The sequence below is a fragment of the Pseudomonas oligotrophica genome (assembly GCF_021726475.1).
GTDB lineage: Bacteria > Pseudomonadota > Gammaproteobacteria > Pseudomonadales > Pseudomonadaceae > Stutzerimonas > Stutzerimonas oligotrophica.
The window spans coordinates 181,342-198,726 of record NZ_JAKJRU010000002.1 but is presented as its reverse complement, the minus strand read 5'-3'; the positions used below and the strand labels follow the sequence as shown (position 1 = coordinate 198,726).

General features: G+C 66.8%; 16 protein-coding genes. 11 read left to right on the top strand and 5 right to left on the bottom strand.

Annotation, left to right across the window (positions count from 1 at the left end; translation table 11 throughout):
* Positions 1 to 122 precede the first annotated feature (122 nt).
* The 4 genes from coaBC to argB are packed head-to-tail and all read left to right on the top strand — an operon-like array spanning position 123 to position 5,372.
* Positions 123 to 1,331 (top strand): bifunctional phosphopantothenoylcysteine decarboxylase/phosphopantothenate--cysteine ligase CoaBC, encoded by a 1,209-nt coding sequence (coaBC, locus tag L3N39_RS04850; protein ID WP_237256158.1) that lies wholly within the window; start codon positions 123 to 125, stop codon positions 1,329 to 1,331.
* Positions 1,332 to 1,380: 49 nt separating this feature from the next.
* Positions 1,381 to 1,836, top strand: a complete 456-nt coding sequence (gene dut, locus L3N39_RS04845) for a dUTP diphosphatase (protein WP_237256157.1) — start codon at positions 1,381 to 1,383, stop codon at positions 1,834 to 1,836.
* Positions 1,837 to 1,886: 50 nt separating this feature from the next.
* Positions 1,887 to 4,454 (top strand): phosphomannomutase/phosphoglucomutase, encoded by a 2,568-nt coding sequence (locus L3N39_RS18970; protein WP_431978000.1) that lies wholly within the window; start codon positions 1,887 to 1,889, stop codon positions 4,452 to 4,454.
* 15 nt (positions 4,455 to 4,469) lie between these two features.
* The gene (gene argB, locus L3N39_RS04835; RefSeq protein ID WP_237256156.1) at positions 4,470 to 5,372 is read left to right on the top strand and encodes an acetylglutamate kinase; all 903 of its coding nucleotides are present in this window, start codon (positions 4,470 to 4,472) and stop codon (positions 5,370 to 5,372) included.
* 56 nt (positions 5,373 to 5,428) lie between these two features.
* Here argB and L3N39_RS04830 read toward each other — a convergent pair whose 3' ends face one another.
* The 3 genes from L3N39_RS04830 to pyrE all read right to left on the bottom strand — a co-directional run bounded on the left by L3N39_RS04830 (position 5,429) and on the right by pyrE (position 8,322).
* Positions 5,429 to 6,904 (bottom strand): DUF3360 family protein, encoded by a 1,476-nt coding sequence (locus L3N39_RS04830; protein WP_237256155.1) that lies wholly within the window; start codon positions 6,902 to 6,904, stop codon positions 5,429 to 5,431.
* Positions 6,905 to 7,066: 162 nt separating this feature from the next.
* Complete coding sequence (locus tag L3N39_RS04825) at positions 7,067 to 7,654, bottom strand: DUF4124 domain-containing protein (protein WP_237256572.1); 588 nt, start codon at positions 7,652 to 7,654, stop codon at positions 7,067 to 7,069.
* 23 nt (positions 7,655 to 7,677) lie between these two features.
* Complete coding sequence (gene pyrE / locus L3N39_RS04820; protein ID WP_237256154.1) at positions 7,678 to 8,322, bottom strand: orotate phosphoribosyltransferase; 645 nt, start codon at positions 8,320 to 8,322, stop codon at positions 7,678 to 7,680.
* Positions 8,323 to 8,406: 84 nt separating this feature from the next.
* On the opposite strand from pyrE, the gene L3N39_RS04815 reads away from it, so the two are divergent.
* Positions 8,407 to 9,186 carry a catabolite repression control protein Crc gene (locus L3N39_RS04815; RefSeq protein WP_237256153.1) on the top strand — a complete coding sequence of 260 codons (780 nt, stop codon included), beginning with the start codon at positions 8,407 to 8,409 and terminating at the stop codon, positions 9,184 to 9,186.
* Positions 9,187 to 9,223: 37 nt separating this feature from the next.
* Here L3N39_RS04815 and L3N39_RS04810 read toward each other — a convergent pair whose 3' ends face one another.
* Entirely contained in the window at positions 9,224 to 9,592 is a 369-nt protein-coding gene (locus tag L3N39_RS04810; protein ID WP_237256152.1) for a DUF4870 domain-containing protein, read from the bottom strand.
* 10 nt (positions 9,593 to 9,602) lie between these two features.
* The gene (gene rph / locus L3N39_RS04805; protein ID WP_237256151.1) at positions 9,603 to 10,328 is read right to left on the bottom strand and encodes a ribonuclease PH; all 726 of its coding nucleotides are present in this window, start codon (positions 10,326 to 10,328) and stop codon (positions 9,603 to 9,605) included.
* 145 nt (positions 10,329 to 10,473) lie between these two features.
* Between rph and L3N39_RS04800 the strand changes: the two genes are divergently transcribed.
* The 6 genes from L3N39_RS04800 (at position 10,474) to L3N39_RS04775 (ending at position 17,381) form a co-directional block, all read left to right on the top strand.
* Positions 10,474 to 11,337, top strand: a complete 864-nt coding sequence (locus L3N39_RS04800; RefSeq protein WP_237256150.1) for a YicC/YloC family endoribonuclease — start codon at positions 10,474 to 10,476, stop codon at positions 11,335 to 11,337.
* A 62-nt stretch (positions 11,338 to 11,399) separates the two neighbouring features.
* Complete coding sequence (gene gmk, locus L3N39_RS04795) at positions 11,400 to 12,020, top strand: guanylate kinase (protein WP_237256149.1); 621 nt, start codon at positions 11,400 to 11,402, stop codon at positions 12,018 to 12,020.
* Between the two features lie 126 nt (positions 12,021 to 12,146).
* Positions 12,147 to 12,410, top strand: a complete 264-nt coding sequence (rpoZ, locus tag L3N39_RS04790; protein ID WP_237256148.1) for a DNA-directed RNA polymerase subunit omega — start codon at positions 12,147 to 12,149, stop codon at positions 12,408 to 12,410.
* A 59-nt stretch (positions 12,411 to 12,469) separates the two neighbouring features.
* The gene (gene spoT, locus L3N39_RS04785) at positions 12,470 to 14,578 is read left to right on the top strand and encodes a bifunctional GTP diphosphokinase/guanosine-3',5'-bis pyrophosphate 3'-pyrophosphohydrolase (RefSeq protein ID WP_237256147.1); all 2,109 of its coding nucleotides are present in this window, start codon (positions 12,470 to 12,472) and stop codon (positions 14,576 to 14,578) included.
* 254 nt (positions 14,579 to 14,832) lie between these two features.
* Complete coding sequence (locus L3N39_RS04780; RefSeq protein WP_237256146.1) at positions 14,833 to 16,752, top strand: PAAR domain-containing protein; 1,920 nt, start codon at positions 14,833 to 14,835, stop codon at positions 16,750 to 16,752.
* Entirely contained in the window at positions 16,749 to 17,381 is a 633-nt protein-coding gene (locus L3N39_RS04775) for a DUF2931 family protein (protein ID WP_237256145.1), read from the top strand. The genes L3N39_RS04780 and L3N39_RS04775 overlap by 4 nt, the downstream gene beginning before the upstream one ends.
* Positions 17,382 to 17,385: the final 4 nt, after the last annotated feature.

Here is a 17,385-nt window from a genome sequence, read left to right as displayed (position 1 = left end):
GCGGGCCCACTATTCCGTGATGGGCGCTGTGCTATCTTAGCCCGTCATTTTTCCGGGGTGCCCCGCGCAGTTTCGACGCAGTTCTCACCCCGGCACTCCCCTACAAGAAACAAGGCAGGCCTATGCAGCGGCTGTATCGTAAACGCATCGTCCTGGGCGTCGGCGGCGGCATCGCCGCCTACAAGAGCGCCGAGCTGGTCCGCCGTCTGCGCGACCACGGCGCCGAGGTCCGCGTGGTGATGACCCACGGCGGGCGCGAGTTCATCACCCCGCTGACCCTGCAGGCACTGTCCGGCCATCCGGTGCACCTGGACCTGCTCGACCCGGCCGCCGAAGCGGCCATGGGCCACATCGAACTGGCGCGCTGGGCCGATCTGGTCCTGATCGCCCCGGCCACCGCCGACCTCATGGCGCGCCTGGCCCAGGGCGTGGCCAACGACCTGCTGACCACCCTAGTGCTGGCGACCAAGGCGCCGGTCGCCCTCGCCCCGGCGATGAACCAGGCGATGTGGGCCGACCCGGCGACCCAGGCCAACCGCGAGCTGCTGCTCGAGCGCGGCATCCGCCTGTTCGGCCCGGCCTCGGGCAGCCAGGCCTGCGGGGATGTCGGCCTCGGCCGCATGCTCGAGGCCGAGCAGCTGGCGCAGGCCGCCGCCGACTGCTTCGAAAGCGGCCTGCTGACCGGCCTGCACCTCTTGATCACCGCCGGTCCCACCCAGGAAAACATCGACCCGGTGCGCTACATCACCAACCACAGCTCCGGCAAGATGGGCTTCGCCCTGGCCGAGGCCGCTGCCGAGGCGGGCGCCCGGGTCACCCTGGTCACCGGCCCGGTGTTCCTGCCCACCCCCGACCGGGTGCAGCGCGTCGACGTGGTCAGCGCCCGCGACATGCTCGCCGCCTGCGAAGCGGCGATGCCCTGCGACCTGCTGATCGCTGCCGCCGCGGTGGCCGACTACCGCCCCGAAGTGGTCGCGCCGCACAAGTTGAAGAAGGACCCCAACTCCGGCGACGGCCTGCTGCTGCAGATGGTACGCAACCCGGACATCCTCGCCACCCTCGCCGCGCGCGCCGACCGGCCGTTCTGCGTGGGCTTCGCCGCCGAGACCGAGAACCTGCTCGAGTACGCCAGCCGCAAGCTGCGCGACAAGAACCTCGACCTGATCGTCGCCAACGACGTGGCCAACCCGAGCATCGGCTTCAACAGCGAGGAGAACGCGGTCAGCGTGATCGATCGCCAGCAGCAGGTGACCCGCTTCGCCCAGGCCAGCAAGGGGCACATCGCGCGCACGCTGGTGGCCTTCATCGCCGACCGCTACCGGCAGGCATAACGCCCTTGCAGCGCGGCACGCCGCGCCCCACGAACCCACAGGCCCCGACATGCACAAGCTTCAAGCCAAGATCCTCGACCCCCGCCTGGGCCGCGACTTCCCGCTGCCCGAATACGCGACGCCCGGCTCGGCCGGCCTCGACCTGCGCGCCATGCTGCAGCAGTCCACCACCCTCGAGCCCGGGCAGACGCTGCTGATTCCGACCGGCCTGTCGATCCACATCGGCGACCCGACGCTGGCCGCGCTGATCCTTCCGCGCTCGGGCCTGGGCCACAAGCACGGCATCGTGCTCGGCAACCTGGTCGGGCTGATCGACTCCGACTACCAGGGCGAGCTGATGGTGTCCTGCTGGAACCGCGGGCAGCAGGCCTTCGAAATCGCCGTCGGCGAGCGCATCGCGCAGCTGGTGCTGGTGCCGGTGATCCAGGCGCAGTTCGAGCTGGTCGAACAGTTCGACGACAGCAGCCGCGGCGCCGGCGGCTTCGGGCACTCCGGCACGCGCTGAGCAACGACACCCGCAGGCCGCAAACTTTCAGGACGAAACCGAGGAGCCCCATGCCACTCTTCAAGCGCAATGCCAAGGACTCAGGCGTACTGAATCCGGCCCAGCCACAGACCGCGCCCCGCCGCGAATCGAGCCTCGCCGCACTGCTGCCGGGCGCGGCCGTCGCCCTGCTCGGCGTAGTCGCCGCTGCCGCCGTGCTCTGGCTCGGCCTGCAGCGCGACAGCGCCGAGCAACAACGCAACCTGGCCCGCGCCTGGGGCGAGAGCCAGGTCAGCGCCCTCGACCAGGCGCTGCGCCAGCTCGCCGCCGACACCCAGAGCGCCGCCGCCAGCCCGGCGGTACTCGCGGCGCTGGCCAGCGGCGATGCCGCGCATATCGAGGCCACCGAGCGCAGCCTGCGCGCCCCTTCCGGGGTGGTCGACGTGCATCTGCACCGGCGCGGCCAGGCCAGGCCGGACAGCAGCCGCCCGGGGCCGATGAACTTCGCCGCGCTCGACCTGCTGCAGCGCGCCGAGAACGGCAAGGCGCCGGCGCCGGAGGCCTACAAGGTCGGCGAGCGCTGGTTGGTGTACAGCGTCGCACCCGTGCAAGCCGATCCGCAGCAGCCGCTGCAAGGCACGCTGCTGCGCGTGGTCGAGCTGAACCGCGTGCTCGGCACCCTGCCGCAGCTGCCGGCCGACGCCGGGCAGCTGCAGATCGTGCAGCAGTTCGGCGGCAGCGCGGCGCAGGTCCTGGCCGGCGAAGGCAGCGGCACAGCCCCGGCGCTCAGCCTGGCCAGCAGCCACCCGAACTGGAGCCTGCGCTTCCAGCCTGCGCCCGCCGCCGGCGTGCCGGCCCTGCTGCTGGCGGCCGCGGCCGTGCTGGCGCTGGCCGGCGCGCTGCTCGGCCTGCAGCTGGTGCTCGGCGGCCAGCAACGGCGCCTGCGTCAGGACGTGCTGCAAATCGGCCGGCTGCTGCAGGAACTCTCCAATGGCAAGGTCATCCAACTACCGACCTTGAGCCTGCCGGCGCTCGATGCGCTGGCCCGGAACATGGCCCGGCTGCCGAATCGCCAGGCCGCTTCGGCCGGCGCCAGCAAGGTCGCAGTCGCGGCTCCCGCCGCGAAGCGCAGCACATCCAGCGAGTTCGTCGATCCGCGCCTGCCGGCCACCGACATTCTCGACATCGACATTCTCGACGAGGACCAGGACCCCTTCGGCCTCGACATCAAGGAGCGAGAGAACGCAATGAACAGCGCCAAAGCCCCGACCCTGCCCGCGAGCATCTTCCGCGCCTACGACATCCGCGGCGTGGTCGGCGACAGCCTGACCAACGAGACCGCCTACTGGGTCGGCCGTGCGGTGGGTGCGGAGAGCCTCGCCAAGGGCGAACCCAACGTATCGGTCGGCCGCGACGGTCGCTTGTCCGGCCCGGAACTGGTCCAGCACCTGATCCACGGCCTGGTCGACAGCGGCTGCACGGTCAGCGATGTCGGCATGGTGCCGACGCCGGTGCTCTACTACGCGGCCAACATCCTCGCCGGCAAGTCCGGGGTGATGCTCACCGGCAGCCACAATCCGCCGGACTACAACGGCTTCAAGATCGTCATCGCCGGCGACACCCTGGCCAACGAGCAGATCCAGCGGCTGCGCGAGCGTATCGAGACCGGCGAGCTGAGCGAGGGCGTCGGCCGTGTCGAGCCGGTCGACGTGCTGGACCGCTATTTCGAGCAGATCCGTGGCGACATCGCCATGGCCCGCCGGATGAAGGTGGTGGTCGACTGCGGCAACGGCGTCGCCGGCGTAATCGCCCCGCGCCTGATCGAGGCCCTGGGCTGCGAGGTGATCCCGCTGTACTGCGAGGTCGACGGCAACTTCCCCAACCACCACCCGGACCCGGGCAAGCCGGAGAACCTGGTCGACCTGATCGCCCGGGTAAAGGCGGAGAAGGCCGACCTGGGCCTGGCCTTCGACGGCGACGGCGACCGCGTCGGCGTGGTGACCAACGCCGGCACGCTGATCTATCCCGACCGCCTGCTGATGCTCTTCGCCAAGGACGTGGTGGCGCGCAACCCGGGCGCCGACATCATCTTCGACGTCAAGTGCACCCGCCGCCTGACCCCGCTGATCAGCGGCTACGGCGGCCGCCCGGTGATGTACAAGACCGGCCACTCGCTGATCAAGAAGAAGATGAAGGAATCCGGCGCGCTGCTGGCCGGCGAGATGAGCGGCCACATCTTCTTCAAGGAGCGCTGGTTCGGCTTCGACGACGGCATCTACAGCGCCGCCCGCCTGCTGGAGATCCTCAGCCAGGACAAGCGCGACGCCGAACAGGTGTTCGCCGCCTTCCCCTGCGATGTCTCCACCCCGGAGATCAACATCACGGTGACAGAGGAAAGCAAATTCACCATCATTGACGCCCTGCAACGCGACGCCCAGTGGGGCGAGGCCAACCTGACCACCCTCGACGGGGTGCGGGTCGACTATCCCAAGGGCTGGGGCCTGGTTCGCGCCTCCAACACCACCCCGGTGCTGGTGCTGCGCTTCGAGGCCGACAGCGAGGAAGAGCTCAGCCGCATCCAGGCGGTCTTCCACGAACAGCTGCAGCGCGTTGCGCCCGACCTGAAACTGCCGTTCTGACCCGCGGAGCCCTGCATGACCCTCAGCCGTGAAGCTGCCACCCAATTCGCCAAGGTACTGTCCGAGGCGCTGCCCTACATTCGCCGCTTCGTCGGCAAGACGCTGGTCATCAAGTACGGCGGCAACGCGATGGAGAGCGAGGAGCTGAAGACCGGCTTCGCCCGCGACATCGTGCTGATGAAGGCGGTGGGCATCAACCCGGTGGTGGTGCACGGCGGCGGCCCGCAGATCGGCGACCTGCTCAAGCGTCTGAACATCGAGAGCCACTTCATCGACGGCATGCGGGTGACCGACAGCCAGACCATGGACGTGGTCGAGATGGTCCTCGGCGGCCAGGTCAACAAGAGCATCGTCAGCCTGATCAACCAGCATGGCGGCAGCGCCATCGGCCTGACCGGCAAGGATGCCGGGCTGATCCGCGCGAAGAAGCTCAAGGCGACCCGGCAGACGCCGGAGATGACCAAGCCGGAGATCATCGACATCGGCCACGTCGGCGAGGTCACCGGGGTCAATTCCGAGCTGCTGGAGATGCTGGTCAAGGGCAACTTCATCCCGGTCATCGCGCCGATCGGCGTGGGCGAGAACGGCGAGTCCTACAACATCAACGCCGACCTGGTGGCCGGCAAGGTGGCCGAGGCGCTGAAGGCCGAGAAGCTGATGCTGCTGACCAACATCGCCGGCCTGATGGACAAGCAGGGCCAGGTGCTCACCGGCCTGTCCACCGAGCAGGTCGACGCGCTGATCGCCGACGGCACCATCTACGGCGGCATGCTGCCGAAGATCCGCTGCGCGCTCGACGCGGTGCAGGGCGGCGTCACCAGCGCCCACATCATCGACGGCCGCGTGCCCAACGCGGTACTGCTGGAGATCTTCACCGACGTCGGCGTCGGCACGCTGATCACCAACAGCGCGCGCTGATCGCCAAGCAAACGAAAAGGGGAGCCAACCGGCTCCCCTTTTTTTGTCCCGTCGCGTCAGTGGTCGACGCGGAACGACTCGAACATCGCCGGGATCCCCGGGAACATGCCGACGCCGAGCATCACCGCGCAGAGCAGGATGAACACGATCGACGGGATCACCCAGCGGTGCATGTGGCTCAGGCTCTGGCCGCGCTCCTTGTCGCCGATCAGCCCGAGGTTGTCGAGCAGCACGGTCAGCGACCAGCCGAACACCGGGTTGACCAGTGCCGAGGAGAACACCACGATCGCCGCCGACTGCGAGGTCTTGCCTTCGCGGGTCATCTGCATGCCGGCCTCGAGCAGCGGCAGGTACACCCCTACCAGCAAGGCCACGGAGAGCACCGGCGGCCACACCGCCAGGTCCATCGGGTAGCCGAGGATCGCCGCCACCACGCAGAGCAGGCCGGTCAGCACCGCGCCCGCCGGGATCGGCCGCTTGGCGATCGCCGCCGGCACCATGTAGGTACCCCAGGACGAGGCCAGGTTGCCGCCCCCCAGGGCCGTGCCCACGGCCTGGCGCGCCGCGGCGACGCACATGGTGTCGTCGATGTTCATCAGCACCTTGTCCGTGCGCGGCGGGTAGTTCAACTGCTGGAACACGCGATGACCGAGGAAGTCCGGCGACCACATCGCCACGGCGAGCACCGCGAACGGCGCAACGGCGACGAAGTGGTGCAGTTCCGGCAGGCCGAGCTGCCAGCCGCTGCTCTCGCCCCACCAGTAGGCCGGGTTGAGGTTGGGAATGCCCGGCTCGGTGGAAAACTCGAACGGCGCACCGAGCGCGAAGGCGATCACCGCCGCCAGCACCGAGCCCAGCGGAATCGCCAGCCAGCGCATGCGGATGTGCTCGAGGTAGGCGTACATGACGATGGTCGACAGCACCACCACGAAGGCGATGTAGCCCATGTCGAAGCCGTTGGCCCAGGCGAACAGCTTCTGGATCTGCGACGACACGCCGATGAAGCCGAGGTAGAGCAGCAGGCCGCCGCACACGCCATCACTGGTGAGTTTTGCCAGCAGACTGCCGCCCTTGGACATTCCCAGCGCGAATCCCAGCACGCCGACCATCAGGCCGAGCGCCATGGGATGCCCGCCCGAGGCCACGATCAGCGGGATCAGCGGGATCAGCGGGCCATGGGTGCCGGCCAGGTTGGCGGTCGGATTGAGGAAACCGGAGAACAGCACGACGAAGAGGATCGCCGCGATCAGCATCTCGAAGCGCACGTTCTCGATGACGAAGTCGTTGGACAGCCCCAGCGGCCCGGCGAAGGCCGCCACCACCGCGGCGACCATCACGATCTTGCCGATGGTGGCCGCCATGGCCGGCACCCAGTCCTCGATCTCGAAGCGGTAATCGCGAAATGGGAGGTTCGGACGCCAGCGTCGCGGCGCCATGATTTGCAGCTCATGCTCCAGATAGTCACTGCGCGAGGTGAACTCGGACTGCGGTCTGTGGCGCTCCCGGTAACTGCTTAGGTCGCTATCTTTCATGCGATCATCTCACCGTCGAAAAATTCGCGGCGAAAGGTACAGGCCCGGAGTCGAATACTCACCCATACCTTAAAAGCATTGATCCAGAGCGGCTTGTTTGTTACCGCCCCGGGTATAGCTGCGTGTGATCAAGATTTCGGCCGCGGCGAAGCCGCAGGCGGCTCAGCGCTCGCCGAGCAACTCGGCAATGCGCCGGCGCTCCTCGCCGAACGCCGCCTCCGCCTCTCGGCGGCTGGCCTCGTGGCGCTGCAGGTCGCGCTGCAGCCCGGCCTCTTCCTGTTCCAGGTTGGCGATCTGCGTCAGCAGGTTGTCCGGCACGCCCCGACCGGCCCGCTCATGGCTCGCCGCCTGCTGGCGCAGGCCGGCCTGCTGCTTGCGCAGCGCCTGCAGGTTGCCGCGCACGATGCCGATCAGGCTTTCCAGCTCCGCCAGCTTGCGCTTGCTGGCGCGCTCGACATCCTCGACGCTGGCATAGAGCCGCAGCAGCCGCGCATCCGCCGCGGCACGCTGCTGCTGCTCGAGCAGGCGCTGGCGCTGCGCCGCGGTGGGCGCCGGCGGCACCACCTGGATCACCCGCCCCTGCTCGTTGAGCACCTGGTAGCCGCGGCCGACGTGCTGCGGCGGCACGCCCTGGCGATCGAGCACCATCACCCCACGCTCGTCGGTGTAGCGATACAGCTCGGCACAGGCATCGCCGACGGCGAGGAGGAGGAGCGCTGTGCAGAGTGCGGCAGAGGCGACGCGCGGCATCGGCATGGAGCAGTTCCTGAAGGTCAGATCCCGTACTGCGCGCGGTAGGCCTCCACCGCCGGCAGATGTTGTTTGAGCTGATTATCGCCAGCCAGATACTCGAGAACCTGCGACAGCGACACAATACTGACCACCGGCATCGCGTAGTCGCGCTCCACTTCCTGGATCGCCGACAGTTCGCCCTGGCCACGCTCCTGGCGATCGAGGGCGATCAGCACGCCCGCCGCCTGGGCGCTGTCCTGGCCCTGGATGATCTGCATCACCTCGCGGATCGCGGTGCCGGCGGTGATCACGTCATCGACGATCAGCACGCGACCGTCCAGCGGCGCGCCGACCAGCGTGCCGCCTTCGCCATGGTCCTTGGCTTCCTTGCGATTGAAGCACCAGGGCAGGTCGCGCTGGTGCTGCTCGGCCAGCGCGATCGCCGTGGCCGAGGCCAGGGGAATGCCCTTATAGGCCGGGCCGAAGATGACATCGAACTCGATCCCGCTGTCGGCGACCGCGGCAGCGTAGAAGCGGCCGAGCTGCGCCAGCGCCTTGCCGGTATTGAACAGGCCGGCATTGAAGAAATACGGACTGGTGCGCCCGGACTTCAGGGTGAACTGACCAAAGCGCAGAACCCCGCGCTCGATGGCGAAACTGATGAACTCGCGCTGGTACGCCTGCATGTAGGAAAAGCCCCGGAAACAGCGATTTAGCTAATTGCGAAAAGGTTGGGTTATCATACACGGACGTGTTTTTAGGGGCCATTTATGCGGATCATCAGCGTCAACGTGAATGGCATTCAAGCCGCAGCGCAGCGAGGCTTGCTCAGCTGGTTGCAGGCGCAGAATGCCGATGTCATCTGTCTGCAGGATACCCGCGCCTCCGTTGTGGAACTCGACGACCCGGCCTACCAGCTGGACGGCTACTTCCTCTATTGCTGCGATGCCGAGATTCCCGAGCAGGGCGGCGTCGCGCTCTATTCGCGACTGCAACCGAAGGCCGTGATCACCGGCCTCGGCTTCGAGACAGCCGACCGCTACGGACGCTATCTGCAGGCCGACTTCGACAAGGTCAGCATCGCCAGCCTGCTGCTGCCCTCGGGCCAGGGCGGCGACGCCAACCTGAACCAGAAATTCAAGTTCATGGACGACTTCGGCCACTACCTGGACAAGCAGCGCCGCAAGCGCCGCGAGTACCTGTACTGCAGTTCGCTGTACGTCGCCCACCAGAAGCTCGACGTGAAGAACTGGCGCGACTGCCAGCAGAGCCCCGGCTTCCTCGCCCCCGAGCGCGCCTGGCTGGACGAGGTATTTGGCACCATGGGCTATGTCGATGCCCTGCGCGAGGTCAATCGCGAGGGCGACCTGTTCAGCTGGTGGCCCGATACCGAGCAGGCCGAGATGCTCAACCTCGGCTGGCGCTTCGACTACCAGATCCTCACGCCCGGTCTGCGTCGCTTCGTACGCGGCGCCCGCCTGCCGCGCCAGCCGCGCTTCTCCCAGCACGCGCCGCTGATCGTCGACTACGACTGGACCCTGAGCCTCTGATCGCTGCCCGCGCCGTCGCCACGGCGCGCGCCTGCGGCTACTTCACCAGCCGCCAGCAGAACGGGTAGCGATAGGGCTTGCCCTCGTTGGCACGGATACCGGCGATGACCACCAGCACCAGCGCCACCACGCTGACCAGCACCATCAGCGGAAAGCCGATGATGATCCAGGCCAACACCCCGCAGACCATCATCAGGATGCTGAAGGTGATCTGGAAATTCAGCGCCTCCTTGCCCTGCTGGTCGACGAACGGATCGAGATCCTTCTTCAGCTGCCAGACCAGCAGCGGCCCGACGACGTTGCCGATCATCGGCGCCAGAAACCAGAAGAACGCCGCGTAGTGACAGAGCATCGCCCACTGCCGCGCCTCGCGGCTGGGCAGTGGTACCGGTGGCTGGTCGATCATCGCGCGCGCCTCAACCGGCCAGCAGCGCCATGCGCTGGACCTCGAACAGCTCGCGCATGCCGCTCTGCGCCAGCTCGAGCATGGCATTGAGCTCGTGCGGCTGGAACGCCGCCCCTTCGGCGGTGCCCTGCACCTCGATGAAGCCGCCGGCGTCGGTCATCACCACGTTGAGATCGGTCTCGGCCGCCGAGTCCTCGAGGTAATCCAGGTCGAGCACCGGCTGGCCCTGGTAGATGCCCACCGAAACCGCGGCCACCATCTGCCTGACCGGGTCGCCCCCCTTGAGCGCACCGCGCTTCTTCATCACCGCCAGCGCATCGACCAGCGCCACCATCGCCCCGGTGATCGACGCGGTACGGGTACCGCCGTCGGCCTGGATCACGTCGCAATCGATGAACAGGGTGTTCTCGCCCAGCTTGCTCATGTCCAGCGCCGCACGCAGCGAGCGGCCGATCAGCCGCTGGATTTCCAGGGTGCGCCCGCCCTGCTTGCCGCGGCTGGCCTCGCGCTGGTTCCGCTCGCCGGTGGAACGCGGCAGCATGCCGTATTCGGCGGTCAGCCAGCCCTGCCCCTGGCCCTTGAGAAAGCGCGGCACACCCGACTCGACGCTGCAGGTGCAGATCACGCGGGTGTCGCCGAACTCGACCAGCACCGAACCCTCGGCATGCTTGGTGTAGTTGCGGGTGATGCGGATCGTGCGCAGCTGATCTGCGGTACGGCCACTGGGACGCTTCATGGGGAGGATCCTGTCTCGTTCTGGTGTGGCGGCCATTATAGAAGTCCGCGGCGGAAAAACGACTGCCGCACCGCGAAGGCGCCACGCGGCAGGCGGTTTTCCTTTACAATCTTTCGCTTTTCACGATCGGCATCGAGAGGCACAGATGGTCCACAGCATGACCGCATTCTCCCGCAGCGAGCAGGCCGGGCCGCACGGCACCCTCAGCTGGGAAATCCGCTCGGTCAACCATCGCTACCTGGAGCCGCACCTGCGCCTGCCGGAGGCCTTTCGCGATCTCGAGGGCCCGCTGCGCGAGGCGCTGCGCAAGGGCCTGTCACGCGGCAAGGTCGAGTGCACCCTGCGCTTTGCCGAGGAGAAAGCCGGCAGCACGCTGAAGGTCGATGCCGAGCGCGCCCGCCAGCTGATCGAGGCGGCGCAGTCGATCGCCGAGCTGATCGACAACCCTGCGCCGCTGTCGCCGCTGGAAGTGCTGGCCTGGCCCGGCGTGCTGGCCGCCGATGCCGCCGACCCGCAGGCACTCAACCGCAGCGCGCTGCAGTTGTTCGGCGAGGCTCTCGAGCAGCTGCGCCAGGGTCGGCAGCGCGAAGGCGAGGAACTGGCCCGGCTGATCGACGAGCGCCTCGAAGGCATCCTCGAGCAGGTCGCCACGCTGCGCGAGCAGGTGCCGCAGATGCTCGCCGCCCAGCGCCAGAAGATCCTCGACCGCTGCAGCGAGATGCAGCTGGAGATGGATCCGCAGCGCCTCGAGCAGGAAATGGTGCTGTTGGCGCAGAAGAGCGACGTGGCCGAGGAGCTCGACCGGCTGGCCACCCATGTCGGCGAAGTCCGGCGCGTACTCGCCGCCGGCGGAGCCGCCGGGCGACGCCTCGATTTCCTCATGCAGGAACTCAATCGCGAAGCCAACACCCTCGGCTCGAAGGCCTTCGACCCGCGCAGCACCCAGGCGGCGGTCAACCTCAAGGTGCTGATCGAGCAGATGCGCGAACAGGTGCAGAACATCGAATAGCGAGGCCGCCGGCGCCACCGCACCGGCTCGACAGACCCACAGCTTCTTTGCAGGAACCCGCCATGGCCGCCACCACCGGTACGCTCTACATCATTTCCGCGCCTTCCGGGGCCGGCAAGACCAGCCTGGTCAAGGCACTGATCGATGCCCAGCCGCAGGTGCGCGTCTCGGTCTCGCACACTACCCGGGCGATGCGCCCGGGCGAGGTGGACGGTGTGAACTACCACTTCGTCAGCCGCGAGGACTTCCTCGAGCGCCTGCAGCACAACGAATTCCTCGAGCACGCCGAGGTGTTCGGCAACCTCTACGGCACCTCGCAGCGCTGGCTGGAACAGACCCTCGCCGAGGGTTTCGACCTGATCCTGGAGATCGACTGGCAGGGCGCACAGCAGGTCCGCCGGCTGATGCCCCAGGCCCGCTCCATCTTCATCCTGCCGCCGACCCAGGAAGCCCTGCGCCAGCGCCTGAACAACCGCGGCCAGGACAGCGACGAGATCATCGAGCGGCGCATGCGCGAAGCGGTCAGCGAGATGAGCCACTATGTCGAGTACGACTACCTGGTCATCAACGACGACTTCAGCCATGCGCTGACCGACCTGCAGGCGATCTTCCGCGCCAACCAGCTACGCCAGCAGGCGCAGCAGCAACGCCATCGCCAGCTTCTCGAACAGCTGCTAGCCTGACCGAGCGGCCAGGGCACGCGCGGCCGCTGGATTTTTGCCGCTTCCCTAATAGCTGGTGATTTTTTAGACTATTCCGTCCGCTCGCCCGCACGGGCCTGCTTATCGCTACTGATCACGAGGAACACCATGGCCCGCGTTACCGTTGAAGATTGCCTGGACAACGTCGAAAACCGCTTCGAGCTGGTCATGCTGGCCACCAAGCGCGCGCGCCAGCTGGCCACCGGCGGCAAGGAGCCGAAGGTAGCCTGGGAAAACGACAAGCCGACCGTCGTCGCCCTGCGCGAGATCGCTTCGGCCCTGGTCGACTACGACGTCATCGCCCAGGACGAAATCGTCGATGAAGAACCGCTCTTCGTCCAATACGAGGAAGAGCCGAACGAGTCCATCTGATCAATGCCCGGTCGACGTCGAGCCGCCTCATGTGATGCCTGCCGGCGAGGAGCACTGCCTTGCCAGCCATAGACGCACTTGCCGATCGCCTGTCGACCTACCTCGGCCCGGACCAGGTCAACCTGGTCCGCCGCGCCTACTTCTATGCCGAGCAGGCCCATGACGGCCAGCGCCGGCGCAGTGGCGAAGCCTACGTCACTCACCCCCTCGCGGTAGCCAACATCCTCGCCGACATGCACATGGACCATCAGAGCCTGATGGCCGCGATGCTGCACGACGTCATCGAGGACACCGGCATCCCCAAGGAAGCCCTGGTCGCGCAGTTCGGCGAAACCGTCGCCGAACTGGTCGACGGCGTCAGCAAGCTGACCCAGATGGACTTCCAGTCCAAGGCCGAGGCGCAGGCCGAGAACTTCCAGAAGATGGCCATGGCCATGGCGCGCGACATCCGCGTCATCCTGGTCAAGCTCGCCGACCGCCTGCACAACATGCGTACCCTGGAAGTGCTCGCCGGCGAGAAGCGTCGGCGCATCGCCAAGGAAACCCTGGAAATCTACGCGCCGATCGCCAATCGCCTGGGCATGCACAGCATGCGCGTGGAGTTCGAGGACCTCGGCTTCAAGGCCATGCACCCGATGCGCTCCGAGCGCATCCGTGCCGCGGTGCGCCGTGCGCGCGGCAACCGCAACGAGATCGTCGAGAAGATCGAGCAGTCGTTGATCCACTGCCTCGCCCGCGAAGGGCTCGAAGGCGAGGTGATGGGCCGCGAGAAGCACCTCTACAGCATCTACAAGAAGATGCGCGGCAAGCGCCGGGCGTTCAACGAGATCATGGACGTCTATGCCTTCCGCATCGTGGTCGACAAGGTCGACACCTGCTACCGCGTGCTCGGCGCCGTGCACAACCTGTACAAGCCGCTGCCCGGCCGCTTCAAGGACTACATCGCGATCCCCAAGGCCAACGGCTACCAGTCGCTGCACACCACCCTGTTCGGCATGCACGGCGTCCCCATCGAGATCCAGATCCGCACCCGCGAGATGGAGGAGATGGCCAACAACGGCATCGCCGCGCACTGGCTGTACAAGTCCAGCGACGAGGAAGTGCCCAAGGGCACCCACGCACGTGCCCGGCAGTGGGTCAAGGGCGTGCTGGAACTGCAACAACGTGCCGGCAATTCGCTGGAATTCATCGAGAGCGTGAAGATCGACCTGTTCCCCGACGAGGTCTACGTCTTCACCCCCAAGGGCCGCATCATGGAGATGCCCAAGGGCTCGACCGCCGTCGACTTCGCCTACGCGGTGCATACCGACGTCGGCAACACCTGCATCGCCTGCCGCGTCAATCGTCGCCTGGCGCCGCTGTCGCAGCCCCTGGAAAGCGGCTCGACGGTGGAAATCGTCACCGCGCCCGGCGCCCGGCCGAACCCGGCCTGGCTGAACTTCGTGGCCACCGGCAAGGCGCGCACGCACATTCGTCACGCGCTCAAGCTGCAGCGCCGTTCCGAATCGGTGAACCTCGGCGAGCGCCTGCTGAACAAGGTTCTGGCCGGCTTCGAGACCAGCCTGGAGCGGATCGGCGCCGAGCGCATCCGCCAGACCCTCGCCGAATACCAGGTCGGCTCGATGGACGACCTGCTCGAGGACATCGGCCTGGGTAACCGCATGGCCTACGTCATCGCCCGCCGGCTGGTGGCCAGCGAGGGCGAGCAGGCGCCAGCCGCCGAAGGCCCGCTGGCGATCCGCGGCACCGAGGGCCTGGTGCTCAACTACGCCAAGTGCTGCACGCCGATCCCGGGCGACCCGATCGTCGGCCACCTGTCGGCCGGCAAGGGCATGGTGGTGCACCAGGAAAGCTGCCGGAACATCAGCGAGATCCGCCACAACCCGGACAAGTGCATCCAGCTGTCCTGGTCGAAGGATGTCACCGGCGAATTCAACGTCGAGCTGCGCATCGAACTGGAGCACCAGCGCGGCCTGATCGCCCTGCTCGCCGGCAGCGTCAACGCCGCCGACGGCAACATCGAGAAGATCGGCATGGACGAGCGCGATGGCCGCATCAGCGTCGTCCAGCTGGTGGTCAGCGTGCATGACCGCGTGCATCTGGCACGCGTGATCAAGAAACTGCGCACCATCAAGGGCGTCACGCGGATCACCCGCGTCAAGGCTTAACCGTATCGGCCGGCGAGCCCAGGGTGGATGTCGCTTTCACATCCCCCTGACTCCACTTTGCCTTATCGCTTGAGGCGCACCGCAGTTTCCGCCTGCGCAAACCGGGCGAGGCCTTGTCGCGCCACGACGATACAACCGCCGCACATGATCACGCGGGCAACTGCGAACCAGCGCTTGAAAACCGGCAGCCCGCTTGCGCACCACTCGCCTGTTTAGGCAAGGTGCCGCCTCGCATACCGATAAGGAAATTGGTCATGTCCGGCAAACCCGCCGCCCGCCTGGGCGATTCCAGCAGCTGCCCGAAGGCCGGGCATGGGAACAACCCCATCGCGAGCGGCTCGCCCGATGTTTTCTTCGACGGTCTACCCGCCGCCCGCGCTGGCGACAGCACCGGCTGCGGCAGCACCCTGTCGAGCAATCTCGTTCCCAATGTGCTGATCAATGGCAAACCAGCCGCCACCCTGGGCAGCCTCGGCGACCACGGCAGCGTAGTGATCGGCGGCTCGGGCACCGTGATCATCGGCACCTCGCACACCCCGGCGCCCTTCGTGCCACCCGGGCCGCTGAATATCGCCACCTCCGCGCGTGCCATGCCGGCCAGCCCCGCCTTGCCCCAACGGCCAACCACCCCCATCGCCCGCGCCTGGCAGGAAGAGCCCGGCGACCTCGCCCCACTGGGGCTGGAAGATGAGGACGAAGAGGAAGAGCTGGACGAGCAGCCGCAGCAGAAGGTGCGCCAGGCCATCACCCTGCGCATCGGCGTATTCTTCGACGGCACCGGCAACAATGCCGCCAACAGCGCGATCGGCGCCCAGTGCCGCGCACCAGCGCTCGGCCTCGGCGAGCAGGAAGCGCTGGCCATGGTCCAGCACTGCGAAGCCCATCACCTTGATCCGGACAGCAGCTATGCCAACGATGTGAGCAATATCTGGCGGCTATACAACCTCTACCAAGAAGACTCTGAAGCGAAAGAAGCCTCAGATGCACTCGCTGCCTACTTTCCTATATATGTCGCAGGTATCGGTACGACCTCCGGCAAGCCGGACACCCTATTTCCCGGTCAGGCCTTTGGTCGCGGCGCCACGGGCGTGCTGGCCAAGGTCGACGAAGGCCTGGCCTTGCTGGAAAAAGCGCTGGTTAGCTTCAACGACAAAAACTCCGAAAGCACACTGGCCCGGCTGGAGCTGGACATCTTCGGCTTCAGCCGTGGCGCGGCGGCGGCCCGGCATTTCGCCAATCGGATCGTCCTGCGCGAACAGGGGCCGCTGGGCAAGTTGCACCGTACGGGCAAGCTCGGCATGGCAACCGGCTTCGATTGGCGAGACGCCGTCGTCATCAACTTCATAGGTCTGTTCGATACCGTGGCCGCTATCGGCGGCTGGGACGACTGGGGCGATCCCAGCGATGACGTCAACGGCGGAATCGATCTCCATCTGGCGCCCGATGCGGCCCGCCAGGTGGTGCATCTGGTCGCCCGCGACGAATACCGGCGCAACTTCGCCCTCAACCAGGTCTCCCCGCCGCACCGGGAGATCGTGCTGCCCGGCGCCCATTCGGACCTGGGCGGCGGCTACCAGCCACTGTGCCGCGAGCGGCTCTACCCCATACGCCCACGCAGCAACTGGGTCAGCCGAACGACCACCCCATCCAACACGCTGGCCTACCAACAGGCGCAGCAAGACACCGAACTCGCCCGCCAGGCCGACCTTCTCGACCCACTAGACCGCACCGCACAGCTGGGAACGGACGCCTGGGAACACTTCATGCCGTCCAGCGACGGGCGCGGCGACCAGATGAAGTACGTGCTGGCGGCGCCCTATCTGGAGCGCAGGGTCTACGGGCACCTTTCGCGGGTGTATCTGCGGGTCATGCATGCGCTTGCGGTGGAAGCAGGCGTTCCGCTCGATTTCATCGACGAACAAGACAGCAAACTCTCTCTACCCGCAGAGCTTGTACCTATCAGCGGCAAGCTGCTGGCCTGGGCCAGAAGCGGCAACGGCGCGCTGGATATGGAAGAGGAGCGCCTGCTGCGCCAGCGCTATATCCATCTATCAGCCAACTGGAATGCCACCGCGGGGCGGGGCGGCAGCGTGCTCGATGTGGTCTTCGTCAATGCCCCGGCCAAGCGCGGACGGATACGCCATACCGAGCGACCCCTGGAGAAAAAGCGATGAGAGCACCGCTGTTTGTGCTGTTACTTATGATGCTCGGCGGCTGTGCCAGCGCTGAGAGAAACCCCGGAAGCCTGCCCTACAAATACTGGCGCCTGGGCTTCCTGGCTCCAGACCATATGGAGGCCTGGGTAGAAACCGCCGATGTGGAAGATATTCGCGGATATAGGTTTTTTCATGTAGGCAGCGGTACCGTATCCGTGCACTTGCCCACAGACGGAACAGGAAATGCCAGAGGCTGGCCGAAGACTTGGGGCAAGGGACGCTACGTCAACGGCGCCGACCTGCCCCGGCGCATCTACGTGCGCTGGCAATCCCTGGCCGAGCCCCAGACCTACCGGGTCATTCTCGATATCCCCGAACGCGCCCGACAGTTGATGAGCGAGCGGCTCGATCCGCCCTGCCCCGCCAGCGAATACCGGGAAGCCTTCGCCTTGGGACTCGCACCGGGCGGCGTGGTCAGGGGCTGGGTCATGAGCACCTGCGGCGAGCCCATCGAAGTCCTGCGCGCCCAGGCGGAAATCGAGCCAAAGGGCCCCTATGAAGGAACCTCCCAAGGGGCCCATCGGCCGCTTTCGGAAACATCCAGAGCCTATATAGAAAAACACGGCATCCCCTACGGCTCTTGGTGAGCAG